Origin of the sequence: Pseudomonas sp. Z1-29 (assembly GCF_051131995.1) — a bacterium.
GTDB lineage: Bacteria > Pseudomonadota > Gammaproteobacteria > Pseudomonadales > Pseudomonadaceae > Aquipseudomonas.
Window position 1 is genome coordinate 3,324,866 of record NZ_CP071645.1, and the last position, 18,769, is coordinate 3,343,634.

Genomic DNA, 18,769 nt, shown 5'->3' on the forward strand with positions numbered 1-18,769 from the left:
CGCAGACAGGTTTTAAATTGAAACCAGCATAGCCCACGGAGAGGAACATGAGCGCATTTACCCCCCTGGAACGAGGCTTGTCCAAAACGCTGACGTTATTGTTTTCGGTGACTTGCGCACTGGCCGTTGCCAATGTCTATTTTGCCCAGCCGTTACTCGCCTCCATCGCACAAAGCCTCGGCGTGACGCCCGGATCGATCGGCATCGTGGTGACGGCCACTCAGGCTGGATACGCGCTGGGGTTGCTGTTCATCGTGCCGTTGGGCGACAAGGTCGACAGCCGGCGGCTGATCCTGACGCTCGTGACCTTGTCGGTGCTGGCGCTGGCGGCCGTCGGCGCTTCCAGGCACTGGCTGGTCCTGCTGGCAGCCATGAGCCTCACGGGCTTGATGGCGGTGGTCGTGCAGGTACTGGTCGCCTACGCCGCGCTGCTGTCTCCACCCGCCCAACGCGGGCAGGCCGTGGGAGCCCTGACCAGCGCGATTGTGCTGGGCATTCTCATGGCTCGGTTCACTTCAGGGCTGATCGCCGACCTGGCGGGCTGGCGTGCGGTTTATTTCGTTTCGTCAGGACTGATGCTGACGATCGCGGCAGTGTTATGGAAAATAGCGCCACCCGCCAAACCGCTACGTAACCAGCATACCTACCCAGCGCTCATTCGATCGCTGTTCAAACTGTTCCTGACTGAACCGGTCCTGCGCAGCAGAGGCCTGTTTGCCCTGCTGATCTTCGCGGCTTTTTCCGTGCTATGGACCGCCATGGTATTGCCCCTCAGTGCCGCGCCGCTGTCGCTTTCACACAGCGCTATCGGCCTGTTCGGCCTGGCCGGCGTTGCCGGGGCGCTCGCCGCCAGGAGGGCTGGCCGTTGGGCTGACCGAGGCTGGGGGCGACGGGTGACCGGCCTTTCCCTGGGGCTGCTGGCGCTTTCCTGGGTACCCATCGCCTTTGCCGAGTCGTCGTTGATCGCGCTGGTCGTGGGGGTGATCCTGCTCGATTTCGCCGTGCAGGCGGTGCATGTGACCAACCAGAGTTTTCTTTTCGCCGCGCGACCCGACGCCCAAAGCCGCATGGTTGGCGCGTACATGTGTTGCTACTCGGTCGGCAGCGCGCTGGGGGCGGCAGCTGCCACCCAGGTGTATGCGCTCTGGGGCTGGCAGGCGGTGAGTTTACTGGGCGCCTCGATCAGCCTCGCGGCGCTGGTTGCATGGTATTTCTCGGCGCGGAGTTAGGCCTTTTCGACCCCTGGCAAAAACTATCGATAACGGCGCTTTCGCCAATATATTGGCGACAGAAACGGCAGTTTTAAAAACATTCGAAAAAGTGACAATATTCCGACAAATGGCACTGGCGTGCCATTGCTGAAGGTTCGATGAAGCGCTCATCATCCGCCTCATCGGCCCTGCCTGTTCAACTGAACAGGGGCAGGCGCAGAGGTAGTCAATCGCATCGCCCAGCGGAGCAATACAAGGATGATGACCGTATATTTTGTCGTTATGACAATTTGCAGTGGCTTCGAGGGCTGCGTTGAAGAACGCAGACCGGGGCCGACCTACGCTTCAAGGCAGATCTGCCTTGAGACGGCCAGGGAGATGACGCCGCGCAAGGGCGTGAAGTTCAAGTGCCGCAGCGAGCGTTCCAACGTGATTTTCACCGAGGCGCCGCATCCGGAAAGTTACGAGAGTCTCGTCTCGACCAAAGTCCAGGGACAGCCTTGACCTCGAACCTGTTCCCGCGCCAATCGGGTTTTCCCTGGCCCAGCCGTTTGACGCCTCGTTTCAGCAGGCCCCCTGCCCCAGCAACCATTCACTGAACGCCCGTACCGCTGGCTGCCGCTCCCGTCCCGGTACGCACACCAGGGTATAGCGCGCACCCGCCAGGCGAACCTCCGGCCGATAAGGCACTAACTGCCCACGGGCCACAGCCTCTGCAACCAGGACCTGGCTGGCGAGCACCAGACCGTGTCCGACGATTGCCGCCTGCAGCGCGTGTTGCTCTTCGTCATAGCCTCGCACGCGGGCATTATCCAGCCAGACCGAAGTGCCGGCCCGGGCGCACCAGGCCGGCCAATCGACCGCGACATCGGAACTGCTCAGCCACGGCACGTCGATCAACTCGACGGGAGTCCCCGTTGCGGGCGGCTGCCAGCCGGGGTGGCAGTAGACGGCAAAATATTCATCCAGCAATGGCTGCTCGAACAGTTGCGGATCCGAGGTGAACACAGCGCGAATCGCCAGGTCGATGCTGGCGTCACGCTGCAGGTCGACGAGGTCATTGCTGCTGTGCAGTCGGACGCTGATGTCCGGGTGCGCTCGATAAAAATCACCGAGCCGCGGGATCAGCCACAGGCTGGCGAAGGCCGGCGTCGTGCTCACCACCAGTGATTGCGCGACACAAGGCGGCGCCAATGTCTGCAAGCCATGCTGAATCTCCGCCAAGGCCCGGTGGATATGCGGATAAAGCCGCTCGCCATCGGGGCTCAGGCGTACGCTTTGGCTGGAGCGTTCGAACAACCGCACACCCAGAAACGCTTCGAGGCTCTTGATCTGATGGGAGATCGCCGCGGCGCTGATACTCAGCTCTTGGGCCGCCGCCTTGAAACTGCCCAGCCGTGCGGCGGACTCAAAGCCGCGCAAGGCGGTCAGGGGCTGTCTGGCAAACATGGCGGCAAGCATTACTCAGGTTGAGCGAGGCTCAATTTAGCTCAATTGTGCGCCGTCGCTCAACTCGCCAGGCTGTGGTCCTGCCCCGTTTCCAGGAGACCACCGATGCAAGGCGCACCTCGAAAAATTCTTCAAGCCATCCTCTACGAAGCCGGCGGCGTGCTGTTCGTGGCCCCCGCACTGGCGTTGATCTACCAGCAAGGCATGGGTTATTCGACCCTGCTGTCGTTGCTGATTTCTTTCGTCGCGCTGGCCTGGAACATGCTGTTCAATGGTTTGTTCGAAGCCTGGGAGCGGCGCCAGGACAATCGCCAGCGCAACTGGCGGCGGCGTCTGGGGCATTCGCTGGGATTCGAAGGCGGCCTGACGCTGATCCTCACGCCAGTGATTGCCGCATGGCTGGATATCAGCCTGTGGCAGGCATTGGCGACAAACCTGGGGCTCTTCGTGTTTTTCTTTTTCTACGCCCTGGTTTTTCAGTGGGGATTCGACCGGGTGTTTGATGTTCCGCTCTCGGCGCAGCCCGACCAGGCCTCGACCTGCAAGGCCAACGCCACCTGAACCAGACCGCCTACAGTCGAAAACGCTGCTGCATGGCCTGGCCAAGCAGGTCTACCGCTTCATTGCCGCGTGATGCCTGGGAGCGCATGAACACCACTGCATGGTCGGGGATCACCGGCAGGCCATCGAGAATCCGCATGTGCTCGGTCACGCGGGCACGGTCGATCAGGCTGATCGCCAGGCCGGCTTCGACACAGGCCTTGACGGCCTGGTTGGACGGGCTTTCCAGAACTACGCGCAGCCGGTAACCGCTCTCCCTGAGCGCCTGCATCATGGCTTGCCGATAAGGGCACTGCGCTGCATGCACAGCCAACGCGAGCGGCTGCGCCGGGCTGGCCGTCGCGTGAACCGCGCCGACCCAGACCGGCGTCGTGGTAGTCAACACCTCGGTTTCCTCCCTTGGCTGATCCATCGGCTGAGCGAGCACGGCCGCTTGCAGTTTCCCGCGCTGCACCTGCTCACGCAGGGCATAACTGGGGGCCGTCCTGAGCTCGAGGATCACGTTAGGCCAGGCTGCCGTGAATGTCGGCAGGATGTCGCGGATGACGTGGTCGGCGTACTCGTCCGGCACGCCTAACGTGATGCGACCCGCCAGCCGCGTGCCGTGCAGGTCGGCCAGCACCCGATCGTGGGTGGTGAGCAACTCGGTGGTGGAAAGCAGCAAGCGTTTGCCCAGCGCGGTCAGGGATACCGCCTGATTGTCGCGGTTCAGCAGCCGACCTCCGGCGACCGCTTCCAATCGCTGGATGTGCACGCTCACCGCCGCCGGGCTTTTGTGCAGCTGCTCGGCTGCGGCGCTGAATTTGCCGATGCGCGCGACGGCGTGAAAGGTCCGTATCAGCTCGATATCCAATATGGCGGGCATGATTCATCTTTCCTGAACGACTGCTGCAAGATATTTTGATTTATTAGATTAGGCTGCTTTCGTAGCCTGTGACCATGAACCAGCCCAAATCGATCACTTGCCCTTTGCCGTCCAGCGTTTATTGGCTGATCCCCTTGCCTTTGCTGGAGGCCGCCCTGCTCCTGGCCTGGAGTTCCGGGTTTGTCGGTGCGCGATTCTCCATTGATTACGCGCCGCCACTGCTGGTGGTGTTCTGGCGCTGCCTGGTAGTCACACTGGTGCTGTTTCCTTTTGTCGCCGGGCAGTTGCGGCGAGCCTCGCGGGTCACTTTGTTGAAAAACGCCGGCATCGGCCTGCTCGCGATGGCTGGGTACCTGGCTGGCATCACCCAGGGCATCGCCTTGGGCGTGCCGGCCGGGCTGGCGGCGTTGTTCGCCGATCTGTTGCCGATCGGCCTGGCGTTGCTGGCCGCCGGTGCACTGGGCCAGCGCTTGGCGCCGCGAGTCTGGACCGGATTGATCGTCGGCCTGATCGGCGTTGCGCTTGGCACCCACGGCGCACTGGCTTGGGGCCACGCGCCACTGTGGGCGTACGGGCTGCCATTGCTGGGAATGTTTTCGCTGGCTATCGCGACCCTCTGGCAAAAGCGGCTGCCTGCCTCGCAATCGCTCGGCCTGCTGCCTAACCTCTGGCTGCAATGTTGCGTCTCTGGCCTGGCATTCGCCGTGATCGAGGGCACGCAAGGCAGCCTGGCGCCGATACCGAGTACCGGGTTCGCGCTGAGTGTGTTGTGGACGGCAGGTTTGTCGACAATGGGCGGTTACGGGCTCTATTGGCTGTGCCTGCGCCGGGCGTCCACCACCCGGGTCGCCAGCGTCCTGTACCTGAGCCCACCGATCACGATGCTGTGGGCCTGGGCGATGTTCGACGAACCGCTTTCATGGCAGATGGCACTGGGGATGGCGGTGTCCGCCATCGGGATCTGGCTGGTGGTGCGCGAAGAAGCCCGGCAGACGCGGCGGACTGAAATCGGCAGGAGTCATCGCGAGCGCACTGAGTCAGGCGGATAAGTCAATTTGAGCCCGATCACAGTGCTACAGTCGCGCACCAATTACGAGGGACCGCCATGCGCATCGTGGGAATTGCTTTAACCATCGCACTGCTGACAGGGTGCGCGACGGCCAACGAAACCTTTGGCACCGGGCAGCTTTGCGGTATTCATCCTTATTGCGGCGTGTCCGTCGACCTCCAGGTGCTCAAGGCGACGACCGAAGATAACGCGACCATCGCGCGCGCACTGGCGCCGTTCGCAGTCATCGATCTACCCCTCAGCTTCGTCGCCGATACGCTGATCCTGCCCTACACCATTTTTCATATGAGACCGGCTGAGGAATAAATTCACTGTCCTGGGTGTTGAACACACAGGCCCTTTCGCGAGCAGGCTCGCTCCCACACTGGAATGGGCCAGGCGCTGGATGTGTATGCGCCGTAGGACCCATGTGGGAGCGAGCCTGCTCGCGAAGGCGGCGTGTCAGGCAGTGAGGATATTGAATGTGCTGGCGAAGGAACAAGCGCCAGCGCTGCACGCTAGGCCTCCAGCACCAAAGGCTCGCTGCCCTGGGCCGGTACGGCGCAGCAGATCAGCACCTCGCCGGGGGCCACGGGCTCGGCCGGATGGGTCAGGTAATGCACCTGACCCTGGGTAATTCGGGTCTTGCAGGTGCCGCAGGATCCACCGCGGCAACTGAACTCCGGATTCAGACCCCGCGCCTCGGCCAATTCCAGCAGCGTCCCGCTTTCCGGTTCCCAGCGGGCCTCCTTGGCCGAACCGGCGAACAGCACCTTTACCGCTTCGGTGGCCGCCGGCACTTGCTCGGGCGCCGGTACGCTGACTTCAACGTCGCGCACCAGCGTGGACGGACCGAAGGTTTCGGCGTGAATGCGATCATCGGGAATGCGCAGCTTGCGCAAGCCGTCGTACAACGCCTGGGTAAAGCTGCCCGGCCCGCACAGGTAGTAATCGTAATCATCGAGGGGCAACAGTTGCTTGAGCAGCGTCACTTCGATTCTGCCGGCCACGTCGTAGCCTTGCCCGACCGTCCCGTCGCTGGGCGGCTGGCTAACCATGCGCAGCACTCGCAACTTGTCACCGGCACGGGCTACCAATTCGTCGATCTCCTCGCGAAAGGCCAGGTCGGCCACGTGGCGAGCGCTTTGCACCAGCCAGACCGGGCGCATCCGGCTGATGCGTTTCCCCTGATAGACCACTTCGCGCAGCATCGACAATAGCGGTGTGATACCGACGCCCGCCGCCAGCAGTACCAAAGGCCGGCGCTCAGTCGGATTAACCGTGAAATGGCCCTGAGGCGCCCGGGCGTCAACCTGGTCGGACGCCTGGATCTGCTCATGCAGGTGCGAAGATACCGCGCCGTCACGCTTGACGCTGATGCGCAGAAAATCGTCCGACGGTGCGCTGGACACGCTATAGGTCCGGATCGACGGCACTTGCTGTCCTTCCAGCGTTATCCGTACGGGTAGATGCTGCCCGGCTTCGAACCGGGGTAAACCGACGCCGTCGTTGGTTTGCAGGTAGAAGGACCGAATGTCGTGACTTTCGTCCACCACCCGGGTGACCTGCAGCGCCCGCCATTGGCTGCGCAGGGCCTCGGCCTGCAAGCGCTCGGCGGTCTGCTCCCAGCTGCCGGTCATCAATGAATTGGGCGAGTCACCCTCGTCCTGGTCCTTCCAGCGCAACGGCAGCGCCGCCGGACGATGGACAATGCGCTGCGGAGTAAACCGCAACAGCCGCTCGGCGCCCTGGAACGCGGCGATCTGCGGATCGTCCAGCAACACTTGCGCCGAACCGCTCATCTGCAGCAAATCGCCCGTTTGGAAATCAACGAAGACCAGGCCCGCACGCGGGTTCAGCAGGATATTGCCCAGCGTATTGAAGAACAGGTTGCCAGAGAAATCCGGAATGGTCAGCGTGCCGTCCTCGTCCATGCGCACAAAACCTGGTTTGCCGCCGCGATGGGACGCATCGACTTGCCGCTCGCCGTCGCGTACCACGTAGGTGGCGATGTAGAACGAATCGGCCGCGGTGACCAACCGCCGGACCAACGGGTCGGCCGCCTCCAGTTGGCGCGATTCGGCGGGCTGCTCATCGACGAAACGGTACTGGCGCAGGTTGATGTAGCGTGGGCAGTTGCCATAGGCCTGGCTCACCGAGATATCCAGCCCGCGCTCAAGCCGACGCCGGACGACGCCGTTCATGCGGTTGCGGCGACGGGTGTGCAACTCGATACCGAGCATGCCGATGGCATCGCCCTCGCCCATACCTTGCTCGGCCGGGTCTTCGGGCTCCGGGTCGAAATGGATGTGCAGCGTTTCCGGGTCCGGTGAATTCATGAAGCCGGGCTGCCCGGTGCGCAGGGTCGCCCAGACATCGCCCTGGCGATCCACCGCGCCCAGCACCACGAAAGGCAACTGAGCGTAAAACTCGCGGTGCTGATCCGGCATCCAGCTACGCGCCAGTTGCCGCTGGCCGACACCCGCCATCATTTCTACTGCCCCGACGGTGCGCTGCAAGGCCAACTCGCCTTCATGCCAGGGCGAAGGGGCTACTTTCGAGGCTTCGTTCATCGGTTACTCCTTGCGCCTCCGGCATTGCTGCCTGGGCCAGTGCGCTACGGTCAGGGTTCGTCCGTCACCCCCTTTTGACTGGGTGTGTGGGCGGGTGGAGTCATCTTCTGCCCAATGCGCCGGCGCAGGAATACGCACGGATTGAAATCCATTGTTTCATCAAATGAAATGACCGTTGACCCTCGGCATTATTTTCGACGGCCCTTGTCTGCCTGACAGAGCGCCCATAGATTAGAGTCCATGTCCCCGACCTGAGCCATAGCGCAAATGTGCTATGGCTTCGCTTCAGGATCAGCGCATTCAAACGATAAGGTACGTCCCATGAGCCAAGCGTCTTACGTCCCGCCCAAAGTCTGGAAGCACGAAGCCCCCTCGGGCGGCCACTTCGCCAGCATCAACCGCCCTGTCGCCGGGCCGACCCATGAAAAAACCCTGCCGATCGGCGAGCACCCGTTGCAGCTCTATTCGCTGGCAACGCCCAATGGCGTGAAAGTGACCATCCTGCTTGAGGAACTACTGGCGCTCGGGCACACCGGCGCGGAATACGACGCCTGGCTGATTCGCATCGGCGAAGGCGACCAGTTCTCCAGCGGTTTCGTCGAGGTCAATCCGAATTCCAAGATCCCGGCCCTGCTGGACCGCAGCGTCGAACCTGCGATCCGGGTGTTCGAGTCCGGTTCGATCCTGCTGTACCTGGCGGAAAAATTCGCTGCGCTGCTGCCGACCGATCCGGCCGGGCGCACCGAAACCTTGAACTGGCTGTTCTGGCAGATGGGCTCGGCGCCTTACCTGGGTGGCGGCTTCGGACATTTCTACGCCTACGCGCCGGAGAAACTGGAATACCCGATCAATCGCTTCACCATGGAAGCCAAGCGCCAACTGGATGTGCTGGATCGTCGCCTGGCTGAAAACCGTTACCTGGCCGGCGACCAGTACACCATTGCCGACATCGCGGTCTGGCCCTGGTATGGCCAACTGGTGCGGAACAACGTGTACTCGGCGGCCGAGTTCCTGGCAGCCCACGAATACACCCACGTGCAGCGTTGGGCGGAGGAAATCGCCAAGCGTCCAGCCGTGGTGCGCGGACAGCGCGTCAACCGGACCTGGGGCGACGAAACGAGCCAGGTGCCGGAGCGGCATAGCGCGCAAGACCTGGACTGACTGACACCCCCTCGTGGCGAGGGAGCTTGCTCCCGCTCGGCTGCGCAGCAGTCGTCAGCCGGTCAATGCGATATGCCTGAATGACTGCGTTGGCTGGGTTGGGTCTGCTGCGCAGACCAGCGGGAGCAAGCTCCCTCGCCACAGGAGCTTCCGCCAGCGCGTTAGCTTCCGGGCCCGATCAGCACGCTCTCGATCTGCACGCCGGGCATCATCGACTGCAAGCCTTCTATCAGCCTGTCGCCCGCTTCGGTCAGCGCTTCGAGCGGCATCGCCGGCAGGCTTTCGAGGATGAACCACATCTGCCTGGCATCCGCGTCCAGGCGGGTCCTGACGCCCTGGCGCCAGTTCCAGCAACGGCACGTCACGCCCTGGTCGTCGCGCCAGACCACTTCGCCGGCGTCGGGATATTCATGGGCAGGCGCCCCCTCTTTCATCGTATCGAACGGTTCGCCACCCTCGGCAATCACCAGTCGCGGCGAGCCTGTGTACGCCTCGATATTTTCCCCGCCCACCGGGATCGCATATTCGAGACTGATGGCGTTGTAGAGATCAACGACCGGATCAAGGCTCGGCAAACCGCCGTCGCGCAGCACCCGCTTGCGCAACGCTTCGGCTGAACATGGCGTGCGTTGCGGCTTGGCACCGAACAGTCGGAACGTTTGGGCCCACTGCTGCAAATGGGCCTCCGCCCAGGCCGGCCCGCCCGCCAGCACCGATTGACAGGCCCGCTCCAGCGCCGCGCGGGCGACGTCGGGATCGGTGAGCGGCGCAGCCTGTGCGACGATGCTCAGGGCCCTGAACCCCGGCGCCAGCTCGGCAACGGCTTGGTCGATCAACGGCTGTACCGACAGCATCAGCATTCTCCAGCAATTCAAAATCGGTTTTCATGCTAGTCACCGCCGGCCGCCAAAGTCAATATATCGACTTTTTAGTCGGCAAACTGCGATGAGCCGATTGACGCCGTCCCCGCCAAACGCCGAGAATCCCTGGCACATTTATTCGCGATCCTTGGTGATGCCCCTGAACAGCCCTCTATCGACCGTCCCTGGCGCGGACGCCCACGCGGTGAGCCTGGCCGTTGCGCGCACGCTCAAGCAGGCGCGCAAGGCTCAGAAAATCACGCTTGACGAACTGTCCCGGCGCTCGGGCGTGAGCAAAGGGATGGTAGTGGAAATCGAGAAATGCACGGCCAACCCGAGCATCGGCATCCTGTGCAAGATCGCCGCGGCGCTGGGCCTTTCGGTAGCCGATATCGTCAACGTGGCGGAAGCACCTTCGGCCCATGTCATCGACAGCCAGGATATTCCTACACTCTGGACCGGAGAGCTGGGAGGCAGCGCACGCCTGCTGGCCGGCACGCCAGGCCCAAACATGATCGAACTGTGGCGCTGGGAAATGTTTCCCGGCGAAACCTTCGCCTCGGCCGGACACCCTCAAGGCACGCTTGAGCTGTTCCATGTAGAAAAAGGCACACTGAAATGTGTGGTGGGAGAAACGGAACTGATCGTCCCCGCCGGTAGCTCGGCGGTCGCGAAAACCGACGTGGCGCATACGTATTCCAACGCCGGCAAGTCGAAGCTGATCTTCACCATGTCGGTTGCCGAAATACATCAATAGGCAGGCCGCGGGCCCATCCCCCATGAGGATGGGCCCGCTCGCCATTCAGTCGTAGAACGGCTCGACCAAGGTCCGGCTGCCGACGAAAAAGCTGTCCGCAACCAGGCGCAGCGGTTGCAGGTCCATGTCACTGGCCTTGTTACCGATCAACTGCTGGAAATGCCGATACACCGCCGCGTACTCGCCCTCCTCCGACACCGACTGGCGCACGCCGTCGATGCTTAACAACGCACCACCGTTGTCCAGTCGCAACACGCCTTCGGCGCAGCGAATCTCGATGCTCCAGAGCTCATCATGACCATGGTCGAAATCGAATTCGGCGCGGATATCGAGATGGCGGGCATCCGACATCCTGATGCTCGCGGCAATCGGTGACTGGCAATTGTCGGGAACGCGCAACTCGGCCGACTCGACGAACAGCGACAGCGGCAGCAGATGGGTGACGATCGACAGGGCATTGATGCCCGGATCAAAGACCCCGAGGCCGCCCGGTTGCCAGATCCACGCCTGGCCGGGGTGCCATTTGCGCACGTCTTCCTTCCAGTCGATCCGGACGCTTTGCAGCGTGCGGCTGGCGAGCCAGTCCCGGGCAAGCTCGATGCCCGGAGCGTAACGCGAATGCCAGGCGAACAGGCCGCTGACGCCTTGCTCGCTCGCCTGCTCCACCAGCGCCATCGCTTCGCCCAGGGTGGCACAGGGCGGTTTCTCCACCAGCACATGCTTGCCGGCCACCAGCGCCTGCCGGACCAGACCGAATCGCCCTTGTGGCGGCGTGCAAAAGGCAATTGCATCGACGTGCGGGCCGTTTTCCAGCAACTCGCCCAAGGACTGGAAATTCTCCACACCGGCGCAGGGCTTGCCTTGCGTGGCGACCGCTACCAGTTCGAACGCGGGGTTGGCCTGGATGGCGGGAACGTGTTGATCCTGGGCGATCTTGCCGTAGCCCACCAGGCCGAGACGAATCGGTTGCATCGATGACTCCTGACTTTTGTACTTATGATGGGCCAGCAAACTAGACGTAAATCGTCTGGCGGACAATGGGTCGAATCCCCTTGCCTTGCGTTATTGCTGTTCGACCGCCCTCACGACCTTGGAGATTCGCTCGAAAAAGGGGCCGAGTCGCTCTTGCGGCGCGTCCTGCTCCACCACCAGCGTGGTCACCTCTTCACAAGAAGCCACTTGATAATGAGCGACGCTGGACAGCTTCTGGTTGGTCACCGCCACCACCACCTGACCGCTGGCCGCGACCACCGCGCGCTTGAACTCGGCGTCGTCCAGGCCAAACGCCGTGACACCATTGTCCGGGTCGATGGCGCAGGCCCCGACAAAGCACAAGTCGAAATTGAACTGGCGCAATTGCTGGACGGCGGCCAGACCGATCGCCCCGCCCGCGACGCGGTTCATGCGACCGCCGAGCAGGATGACCTCGGCGCGGGGCAGCTTCATCAGCTCTACCGCGATCAGCGGGGAGTTGGTGCTGAGCGTCAATTGCAGCCCCGGGTCGATGGCACGGGCAATGGCCAGGTTGGTCGAGCCGGCATCCAGGAATACATGCTGGCCTGCGCTAAGCAGCGCGGCTGCCGCCTGGCCAAGATTATCCTTGCGCGCAGGATCCTGGTGGATCCGCACATCAATCGGCGCTTCGGCGGCCGGCAGGCGAATCGCGCCGCCATAGACGCGCTTGCACAAGCCCGCCGCCGCCAATGTGCCCAGGTCTCGGCGTATCGAATGTTCAGAAACGTTGAATTCAATCGCCAGATCAGCCGCGATGACCCGGCCATACAGGGCAAGCCGCTCGCTGATCAAGCGTTGGCGTTCGCCGGGAAATACTTCGTGGGTAGCACTCATGACAGCTGAACCTGCATAAACGAGCATGAATATACACAACCGAGCACAATATGCCGCGTCTCCCTCGGGTCGTCAAACCCTCGACGTTGCCCAAGGGCAAGGCTGCCTTTCGTCACTCTCTGCCGCCAGGTCGCTGAACAGTCTTTTCTTCATGCAGGTCAACACAAGGTCGGTAGCGTCAATTGGTCAACGAGCGACTCCTCGGGTCGCCGAGGATGGAACTATGAACAGAATCATTATCGCGGTCCTGCTGGGCGCTGCGCTCTTATCAGGCGTCAACGGGGCCCAGGCGGCGGAAACGAAGAAGGTCGACGTGCTGCTGGTAGGCGGCGGCATCATGAGTTCGACGCTGGGCATCTGGCTCAACGAGCTTGAGCCTGGCTGGTCGATGGAGATGGTCGAACGCCTGGATGCGGTGGCCGAAGAAAGCTCCAACGGCTGGAATAACGCCGGCACCGGGCATTCGGCACTGGCGGAGCTCAATTACACGCCGATGGATGACCAGGGCAACGTCAACATTTCCAAGGCTATCGAGATCAACGAAGCCTTCCAGATCACCCGCCAGTTCCTGGCCTGGCAGGTGCGCAACAACGTGTTGAAGAATCCGCCTTCATTCATCAATTCCACCCCGCACATGAGTTTTGTCTGGGGTGACGACAACATCAAATTCCTTAAAAAACGCTACGAGGCGCTGCAAGCGAGCCCGCTATTCCGGCCGATGCAATATTCAGAGGACCCGGAGCAGATCAGGAAGTGGGTACCCTTGATGATGGAGGGCCGCGATCCGAACCAGAAGCTCGCGGCCACCTGGACGCCGATCGGCACCGATGTGAATTTTGGCGAAATTACCCGCCAGTACGTCAGCTACTTGCAGAGCCGGCCCAACTTCAGCCTGAAGCTTTCCAGCGAGGTGCGCGACATCACCCGCAACGACGACGGTACCTGGCGCGTGGAATACAAGAACCTCAAGGACGGCGAAACGACCACCACCGACGCCAGGTTCGTATTCATTGGCGCCGGCGGCGGCGCACTGCATCTGCTACAGGAATCGGGTATCCCGGAGGCAGACGACTACGCCGGGTTCCCGGTCGGCGGCTCGTTCCTGGTCGCCGAGAACCCTGGCATTGCCGAGCGACACATGGCCAAGGCGTACGGCATCGCTTCCACCGGCGCGCCACCGATGTCAGTGCCGCATCTGGACACCCGCGTACTGGATGGCAAGCGCGTCATCCTCTTTGGTCCGTTTGCGACCTTCTCCACCAAATTCCTCAAGGAAGGCTCGTACTTCGACCTTTTCACCAGCATGACCCCGCACAATATCTGGCCGATGACCAAAGTAGGCATCGAGCAGTACCCGCTGGTTGAATACCTGGCCGGCCAGCTCATGCTTTCCGACGATGATCGGTTCAAGGCCTTGCAGGAATATTTTCCCCAGGCCAGGAAGGAAGACTGGCGCCTCTGGCAAGCCGGCCAGCGCGTGCAGGTCATCAAGCGCGACGAAGAAAAAGGTGGCGTGCTCAAACTGGGCACCGAAGTAGTGGCCTCCCAGGACGGCAGCATTGCCGGCCTGCTTGGCGCATCCCCTGGTGCCTCGACGGCAGCCCCGATCATGCTGGAAGTGATGCAGCGGGTCTTCAAGGACAAGGTGGCCTCGCCGGCCTGGCAGGAAAAACTGCACCAGATCGTTCCCAGCTATGGCACACGGCTAAACGATGATCCTGATCGTGTCTATGAGGAATGGAAATACACCAGCGATGTGCTAAAACTGGCGCCGCCGCCGGACATCCGTGGAAACGCCGAATCGAAGGCCCCGACCAACAGCGATCCCGTGGGGCAGAAAAACAGCGATTCCGACCCGGATCTGGCGTTGTGAATGCTTCGACTGACAAGGATGGGAAACGTGGACAAGGAAGCCATCAGGATTCGTACCCTGCAAGTCGCCGATGCCGAGTCATTGCTGGCGTTTGAAGTGGATAATCGCCAGTGGTTCGAGCGGCACATCGATGCGCGCGCCTCGGCGTTTTATTCGTTGCGGGGAGTCAGCGAGCACATTGGCGATTACCTGTCCGGCTTCGCCGCCGGGACCTGGCACCCGTTTGTCATCGAGGACGCCGGCGGAATGATCATCGGACGAGCGAACCTCAAGGACATCGACACCAGCGAGCGAACGGCGCAGGTCGGCTATCGAATCGCCCAACACGCTTGTGGCAAGGGACTGGCGACGCTGGCAGTGAAGCACTTGATCGAGCAGGCCCGGTCACACTGGCGACTCGAACGGTTGCTAGCCGATGTCTATGTACAAAATGCCGGCTCGGTGAAAGTGCTCAAGCGTTGTGGTTTTCTGGTGGAGCCTACCCAGCCGGAGGCCAACGGGCAGCATCATTGGTATTCGCTTTCAATCCAGCCCCGGTAGTTCTGGACGTCCGATGAGCGATTTTTTCATCGAGCTACAAACGGATAATGCTCGATACGGCAAGGATAGTCGTTGCCGTCGCCCTTGCAGATTCCATCCAGATAGCGGTACTTGATCCGGATCGCCTGGCCTTTCCCGGGCCATTTGCGGCGTGGCAGCGTGGCCTGGTAGTCGGCGGTTTCCGGAATGAAGCTGATCACCGCGCCCTCTTCCGGGCATTCCACACTGGGCGAGGCCGGGCGCGCCTTCAGGACTTGGGCCTGGAGCTTCGGCGTGGGCCGTTTCACCACTTCGGTGACGTGCAGCTGGATATCGCAGATCTGCCACGTCGCGGCCTGCGCCGGTGCGCAAAAGGCTGCAAGCGCCAGGGCGAATGGCGCGGAGTACGCTGGGAGCATGGTCATTTCGGTCCTTTTTTCTGCGGCGGATTTGCGTCCGCCATCCTCTCACACCAAGGTATGTGAGGTCCCCGGACAAAAAAAAGCCCCGCGACCGAAGACGGTGCGGGGCAAGGGAATTGGTTGGTTGCGGCCAACCAAAGGAGCACGGAGAAAAGCGTTTACGGGCCGGTCAGATGCATTCCTGTGCGGCGCGCTCGAAACTCGAAGGCAGGAGATTGGACGCCAGCAGGTGGCGCTCGTAGACAAACACCTTGCCACCACTGCCGGCCTTGTAGGCTTCCAGCACGTTGTCCGCCGAAATCTTGCTCGGCACGACGATGCGGTAGCTGCGCTGGCTCTGCGAGACCATCGGGTGCAAAGCGCTGCCTTGCAACTTCGGCACGACGCACTCAGCGTATTCGGCCGGGGTCTTGCTGGTCTGCAAGGTCAGGGTCGGATCGTTCGGTGCCGAGGCACATCCCGCCAATAACAGCGGGGAAAACGCCAGGGACAGTAGAAATAAAGGGCGCATGGATCGGTCCTGAAAATAAAAACGTTGGGCTGTGTCTCGATGGCGCTGATTTTCCAATGATTGCCCGCAAAGCAGAACTTGCATTTGCTAATGGTCACTATTACTCATAGCAATAGTTGCAAGCCGGAATGATGAGGAACGGATGAGAACGTTTGACTTGATTCGTGACGCGGTACTGCCCGACTTCCGTGAGCGGGTGGCTGAGTACCTGGTCCAGTACGAAAGCGTGCTGTTGAGCAATGCCGAAATCGCCCCCCAGCTCAAGCGGGACACGGCCAATCAACTGCGCGGTTACCTGCGGGGGTTGAACACTACCCGGGTGTTGGGCATGGCGGACTGGGAGGAACTGGATCGGCGGGTGATGAGTACCTGGCTATCCGACTGACTGGCGAAATCCCCGAGGCGTACAGCCGAATTCGCGGCGAAACACCGTGTGCAGGTACTGCGCCGACTTGAAGCCGCAATCGCGGGCGATATCGGCAATCGCCAGCTCGGTGTTCTCCAACCCGCTGGCCGCCGCCGCCAGCTTGAAGCGCAGGATCTCGTCGTGAACACTGCAACCACGCTCCTTGCGAAAATGCGACTCCAGGGATGAACGCGACACGCCGACATACGCCGCCACTTGCGCGGTCTTGATGCCCTGGCAGGCGTATTGGCGAATGAACAACAAAGCCTGCATGACGTAAGGATTGCCCAGTGGCTGGTGCAGGCTCGACGCTTGCACGTTGATCGCCCCGGGCGGGATCAACACCTGGGTGCCGGTGGCAGGCATGCCGTGCAGCATCTGGTGAAGCAGGCGCGCGGCGGTCCGGCCCATGGTTTCGGTGCCCTGCACCACCGAACTGAGCGGCACCCGGGTCAGGCTGCGGGTCAGCGGGTCGTTGTCGATGCCGATCAACGCGACTTGCTCCGGCACGGCGATCCCGGCTGTCAGGCAAGCTTGCAACAACTGCCGGGCCCGCGCGTCGCTGACCGCGATGATGCCGATGGGTTTGGGCAGGCTCTGCAGCCAGGCGATCTGCTGCTCGACCGCGCTGTCCCAAAGCGGCGCGCTGGTGCCCATGCCCCGGTACACCTGCGCCGGCAGGCCATCGCGCTGCATCAACTGGCGGAAGGCCTTTTCCCGTTCCTGGGCCCAGCGATTGGCCTGGGCTTCAGGCAGGCTGAAACAGGCGAATTGCGTCAACCCGGCTTCGATCAGATGCGCGTAGGCCAACTTGATCAGCGCGTGATTATCCGTCGCGACATATGGAATGCCCTTCGGATAGGCGCGCTCGTCCTGATACGAGCCCCCCACCGCCACCACGGGCAGCTTGATCCCGGCCAGCGCCTCGCCGATCAGCGGGTCATCGAAGTCGGCGATGATTCCATCGCCCTGCCAGCGCTCGATCCCTTTCAACCGGCAGTGAAAATCTTCCTCGAGAAACAGGTCCCAGGACGCGCGCGTGCTGCTCAGGTAGTTGCCGATGCCGCTGATGATGCCGCGGTCGTAGATCTTGCTGCCGTTGAACAGCAGGGCGATGCGGTGAACGGGCGGGACGATTTTCATTGTTTTTATCCTGGGCCGATTGACACAGACTAGGCGCGCGAACGGCGAATCTCAATACTCAAAATCGAACTGCCGATTGGTGATTTTCATAATCAGCAGCCTGCGGGCCGGCGGTAGTATCGGGACACCGCCAAGAATAAAAAGGAAACCCGCCCATGTCGTACTTTCCCGATGTCGAGCCGATTCGTTATGAAGGCCCCGGCAGCGACTCGCCGCTCGCCTTCCGCCATTACGACGCCAACAAGCTGGTGCTCGGCAAACCCATGCGCGAGCACCTGCGCATGGCCGTCTGCTACTGGCATACGTTTGTCTGGCCAGGGTCCGATGTGTTCGGCGCCGGGACCTTCAAGCGCCCGTGGCAGCACGCCGGGGACCCGCTGGAACTGGCGATCGGCAAGGCCGAGGCCGCGTTCGAGTTCTTCTCCAAGCTGGGCATCGACTACTACTGCTTCCACGACACCGACGTCGCGCCGGAAGGACAATCGCTGAAGGAATACCGCAACAACTTCGCGCAGATGGTCGATCACCTTGAGCGCCATCAGGAACAAAGCGGAATCAAGCTGTTGTGGGGCACCGCCAATTGCTTCAGCAACCCGCGTTTTGCCGCCGGCGCCGCCAGCAACCCGGACCCACAGGTCTTCGCCTGCGCCGCCGCCCAGGTGTTCAGCGCCATGAACGCCACTCAGCGTTTGAAGGGCTCCAACTACGTATTGTGGGGCGGCCGTGAAGGCTATGAAACCCTGCTCAATACCGACCTTGCGCGCGAACGCGAACAGTTGGGCCGCTTCATGCGCATGGTGGTCGAGCACAAGCACAAGATCGGCTTCAAGGGCGACCTGCTGATCGAGCCCAAGCCCCAGGAGCCGACCAAGCACCAATACGACTACGACAGCGCCACCGTGTTCGGCTTCCTGCAACAGTTCGGCCTGGAGAACGAAATCAAGGTCAACATCGAGGCCAACCACGCGACCCTGGCCGGGCACAGTTTCCATCATGAAATCGCCACGGCGGTCTCCCTGGGAATCTTCGGCAGCATCGATGCCAACCGTGGCGATCCGCAGAACGGCTGGGACACCGACCAGTTTCCCAACAGCGTCGAGGAAATGACCCTCGCCACCTACGAAATCCTCAAGGCCGGGGGCTTCGGCAACGGCGGATTCAACTTCGACTCCAAGGTCCGCCGCCAGAGCGTCGACGACGTCGATCTGTTCCACGGTCATGTTGCCGCCATGGACGTGCTCGCCCTGTCCCTGGAGCGCGCGGCGGCCATGGTGCAGAACGATCAACTGCAGAAATTCAAGGACCAGCGCTACGCGGGCTGGCAGCAGCCGTTCGGCAAAGCGGTTCTGGCGGGGGACTTCAGTCTCGAATCACTGGCCGAGCATGCATTCACCAACGAGCTGAATCCGCAGGCCGTCAGCGGTCGGCAGGAGATGCTCGAAAACGTCGTCAACCGGTTTATCTACCCCTGACCGCAGGCAACCTTCACGGGCGCAGGGAGGTTGTTACATTCTCGCGACAAATCTGCGCCCGGAACGCCGAACAAGTCTCTACAGTTCTAC

20 protein-coding genes are annotated in these 18,769 nt (G+C 61.9%); 11 read left to right on the forward strand and 9 right to left on the reverse strand.

Going from position 1 to position 18,769, the window contains the following annotated elements:
• Positions 1-47 precede the first annotated feature (47 nt).
• Positions 48-1,229, forward strand: a complete 1,182-nt coding sequence (locus J3P84_RS15055; protein ID WP_434624018.1) for an MFS transporter — start codon at positions 48-50, stop codon at positions 1,227-1,229.
• Positions 1,230-1,589: 360 nt separating this feature from the next.
• On the forward strand, positions 1,590-1,715 hold the full coding sequence (locus J3P84_RS15060; protein WP_434624020.1) for a hypothetical protein: 126 nt from the start codon (positions 1,590-1,592) through the stop codon (positions 1,713-1,715).
• 60 nt (positions 1,716-1,775) lie between these two features.
• On the opposite strand, the gene J3P84_RS15065 is transcribed toward J3P84_RS15060, so the two are convergent.
• The gene (locus J3P84_RS15065; RefSeq protein WP_434624022.1) at positions 1,776-2,660 is read right to left on the reverse strand and encodes a LysR substrate-binding domain-containing protein; all 885 of its coding nucleotides are present in this window, start codon (positions 2,658-2,660) and stop codon (positions 1,776-1,778) included.
• A gap of 105 nt (positions 2,661-2,765) precedes the next feature.
• Between J3P84_RS15065 and J3P84_RS15070 the strand changes: the two genes are divergently transcribed.
• Entirely contained in the window at positions 2,766-3,221 is a 456-nt protein-coding gene (locus tag J3P84_RS15070; RefSeq protein ID WP_434624024.1) for a PACE efflux transporter, read from the forward strand.
• Positions 3,222-3,231: 10 nt separating this feature from the next.
• Here the strand turns inward: J3P84_RS15070 and J3P84_RS15075 are convergent, their stop codons facing one another.
• Positions 3,232-4,086, reverse strand: a complete 855-nt coding sequence (locus J3P84_RS15075; protein WP_434624026.1) for a LysR substrate-binding domain-containing protein — start codon at positions 4,084-4,086, stop codon at positions 3,232-3,234.
• Between the two features lie 74 nt (positions 4,087-4,160).
• Between J3P84_RS15075 and J3P84_RS15080 the strand changes: the two genes are divergently transcribed.
• Positions 4,161-5,135 carry a DMT family transporter gene (locus J3P84_RS15080; RefSeq protein WP_434624028.1) on the forward strand — a complete coding sequence of 325 codons (975 nt, stop codon included), beginning with the start codon at positions 4,161-4,163 and terminating at the stop codon, positions 5,133-5,135.
• Between the two features lie 56 nt (positions 5,136-5,191).
• Positions 5,192-5,461 carry a YceK/YidQ family lipoprotein gene (locus J3P84_RS15085; protein WP_434568665.1) on the forward strand — a complete coding sequence of 90 codons (270 nt, stop codon included), beginning with the start codon at positions 5,192-5,194 and terminating at the stop codon, positions 5,459-5,461.
• 191 nt (positions 5,462-5,652) lie between these two features.
• Here J3P84_RS15085 and J3P84_RS15090 read toward each other — a convergent pair whose 3' ends face one another.
• Positions 5,653-7,707, reverse strand: a complete 2,055-nt coding sequence (locus J3P84_RS15090; protein ID WP_434624031.1) for a 2Fe-2S iron-sulfur cluster-binding protein — start codon at positions 7,705-7,707, stop codon at positions 5,653-5,655.
• Positions 7,708-8,028: 321 nt separating this feature from the next.
• Between J3P84_RS15090 and yghU the strand changes: the two genes are divergently transcribed.
• Positions 8,029-8,868, forward strand: coding sequence for a glutathione-dependent disulfide-bond oxidoreductase (yghU, locus tag J3P84_RS15095; protein ID WP_434624034.1), 840 nt, complete (start codon positions 8,029-8,031; stop codon positions 8,866-8,868).
• 161 nt (positions 8,869-9,029) lie between these two features.
• Here the strand turns inward: yghU and J3P84_RS15100 are convergent, their stop codons facing one another.
• Complete coding sequence (locus J3P84_RS15100) at positions 9,030-9,722, reverse strand: B3/B4 domain-containing protein (protein ID WP_434624036.1); 693 nt, start codon at positions 9,720-9,722, stop codon at positions 9,030-9,032.
• Positions 9,723-9,882: 160 nt separating this feature from the next.
• On the opposite strand from J3P84_RS15100, the gene J3P84_RS15105 reads away from it, so the two are divergent.
• Entirely contained in the window at positions 9,883-10,485 is a 603-nt protein-coding gene (locus tag J3P84_RS15105; protein WP_434624038.1) for an XRE family transcriptional regulator, read from the forward strand.
• Positions 10,486-10,530: 45 nt separating this feature from the next.
• On the opposite strand, the gene J3P84_RS15110 is transcribed toward J3P84_RS15105, so the two are convergent.
• Positions 10,531-11,457: a Gfo/Idh/MocA family protein gene (locus tag J3P84_RS15110; protein WP_434624040.1), complete on the reverse strand. Its 927-nt coding sequence runs from the start codon at positions 11,455-11,457 to the stop codon at positions 10,531-10,533.
• Between the two features lie 90 nt (positions 11,458-11,547).
• Positions 11,548-12,333 carry a DeoR/GlpR family DNA-binding transcription regulator gene (locus J3P84_RS15115; RefSeq protein ID WP_434568671.1) on the reverse strand — a complete coding sequence of 262 codons (786 nt, stop codon included), beginning with the start codon at positions 12,331-12,333 and terminating at the stop codon, positions 11,548-11,550.
• A gap of 223 nt (positions 12,334-12,556) precedes the next feature.
• On the opposite strand from J3P84_RS15115, the gene mqo reads away from it, so the two are divergent.
• Both mqo and J3P84_RS15125 read left to right on the forward strand, forming a co-directional pair.
• Complete coding sequence (gene mqo, locus J3P84_RS15120) at positions 12,557-14,206, forward strand: malate dehydrogenase (quinone) (protein WP_434604652.1); 1,650 nt, start codon at positions 12,557-12,559, stop codon at positions 14,204-14,206.
• Positions 14,207-14,224: 18 nt separating this feature from the next.
• Positions 14,225-14,746, forward strand: a complete 522-nt coding sequence (locus tag J3P84_RS15125; RefSeq protein WP_434631338.1) for a GNAT family N-acetyltransferase — start codon at positions 14,225-14,227, stop codon at positions 14,744-14,746.
• Positions 14,747-14,772: 26 nt separating this feature from the next.
• Here J3P84_RS15125 and J3P84_RS15130 read toward each other — a convergent pair whose 3' ends face one another.
• Positions 14,773-15,150 (reverse strand): hypothetical protein, encoded by a 378-nt coding sequence (locus J3P84_RS15130; protein ID WP_434624043.1) that lies wholly within the window; start codon positions 15,148-15,150, stop codon positions 14,773-14,775.
• Between the two features lie 166 nt (positions 15,151-15,316).
• Entirely contained in the window at positions 15,317-15,658 is a 342-nt protein-coding gene (locus J3P84_RS15135; RefSeq protein ID WP_434604648.1) for a hypothetical protein, read from the reverse strand.
• Between the two features lie 142 nt (positions 15,659-15,800).
• Here J3P84_RS15135 and J3P84_RS15140 point away from each other — a divergent pair, with 142 nt between their 5' ends.
• Complete coding sequence (locus tag J3P84_RS15140; RefSeq protein ID WP_434568676.1) at positions 15,801-16,043, forward strand: hypothetical protein; 243 nt, start codon at positions 15,801-15,803, stop codon at positions 16,041-16,043.
• On the opposite strand, the gene J3P84_RS15145 is transcribed toward J3P84_RS15140, so the two are convergent.
• Complete coding sequence (locus tag J3P84_RS15145) at positions 16,032-17,207, reverse strand: XylR family transcriptional regulator (protein ID WP_434624045.1); 1,176 nt, start codon at positions 17,205-17,207, stop codon at positions 16,032-16,034. The two genes, J3P84_RS15140 and J3P84_RS15145, sit on opposite strands and share 12 nt — an antisense overlap.
• A gap of 155 nt (positions 17,208-17,362) precedes the next feature.
• Here J3P84_RS15145 and xylA point away from each other — a divergent pair, with 155 nt between their 5' ends.
• Entirely contained in the window at positions 17,363-18,679 is a 1,317-nt protein-coding gene (gene xylA, locus J3P84_RS15150; protein WP_434568678.1) for a xylose isomerase, read from the forward strand.
• The last annotated feature ends 90 nt before the right edge of the window (positions 18,680-18,769 follow it).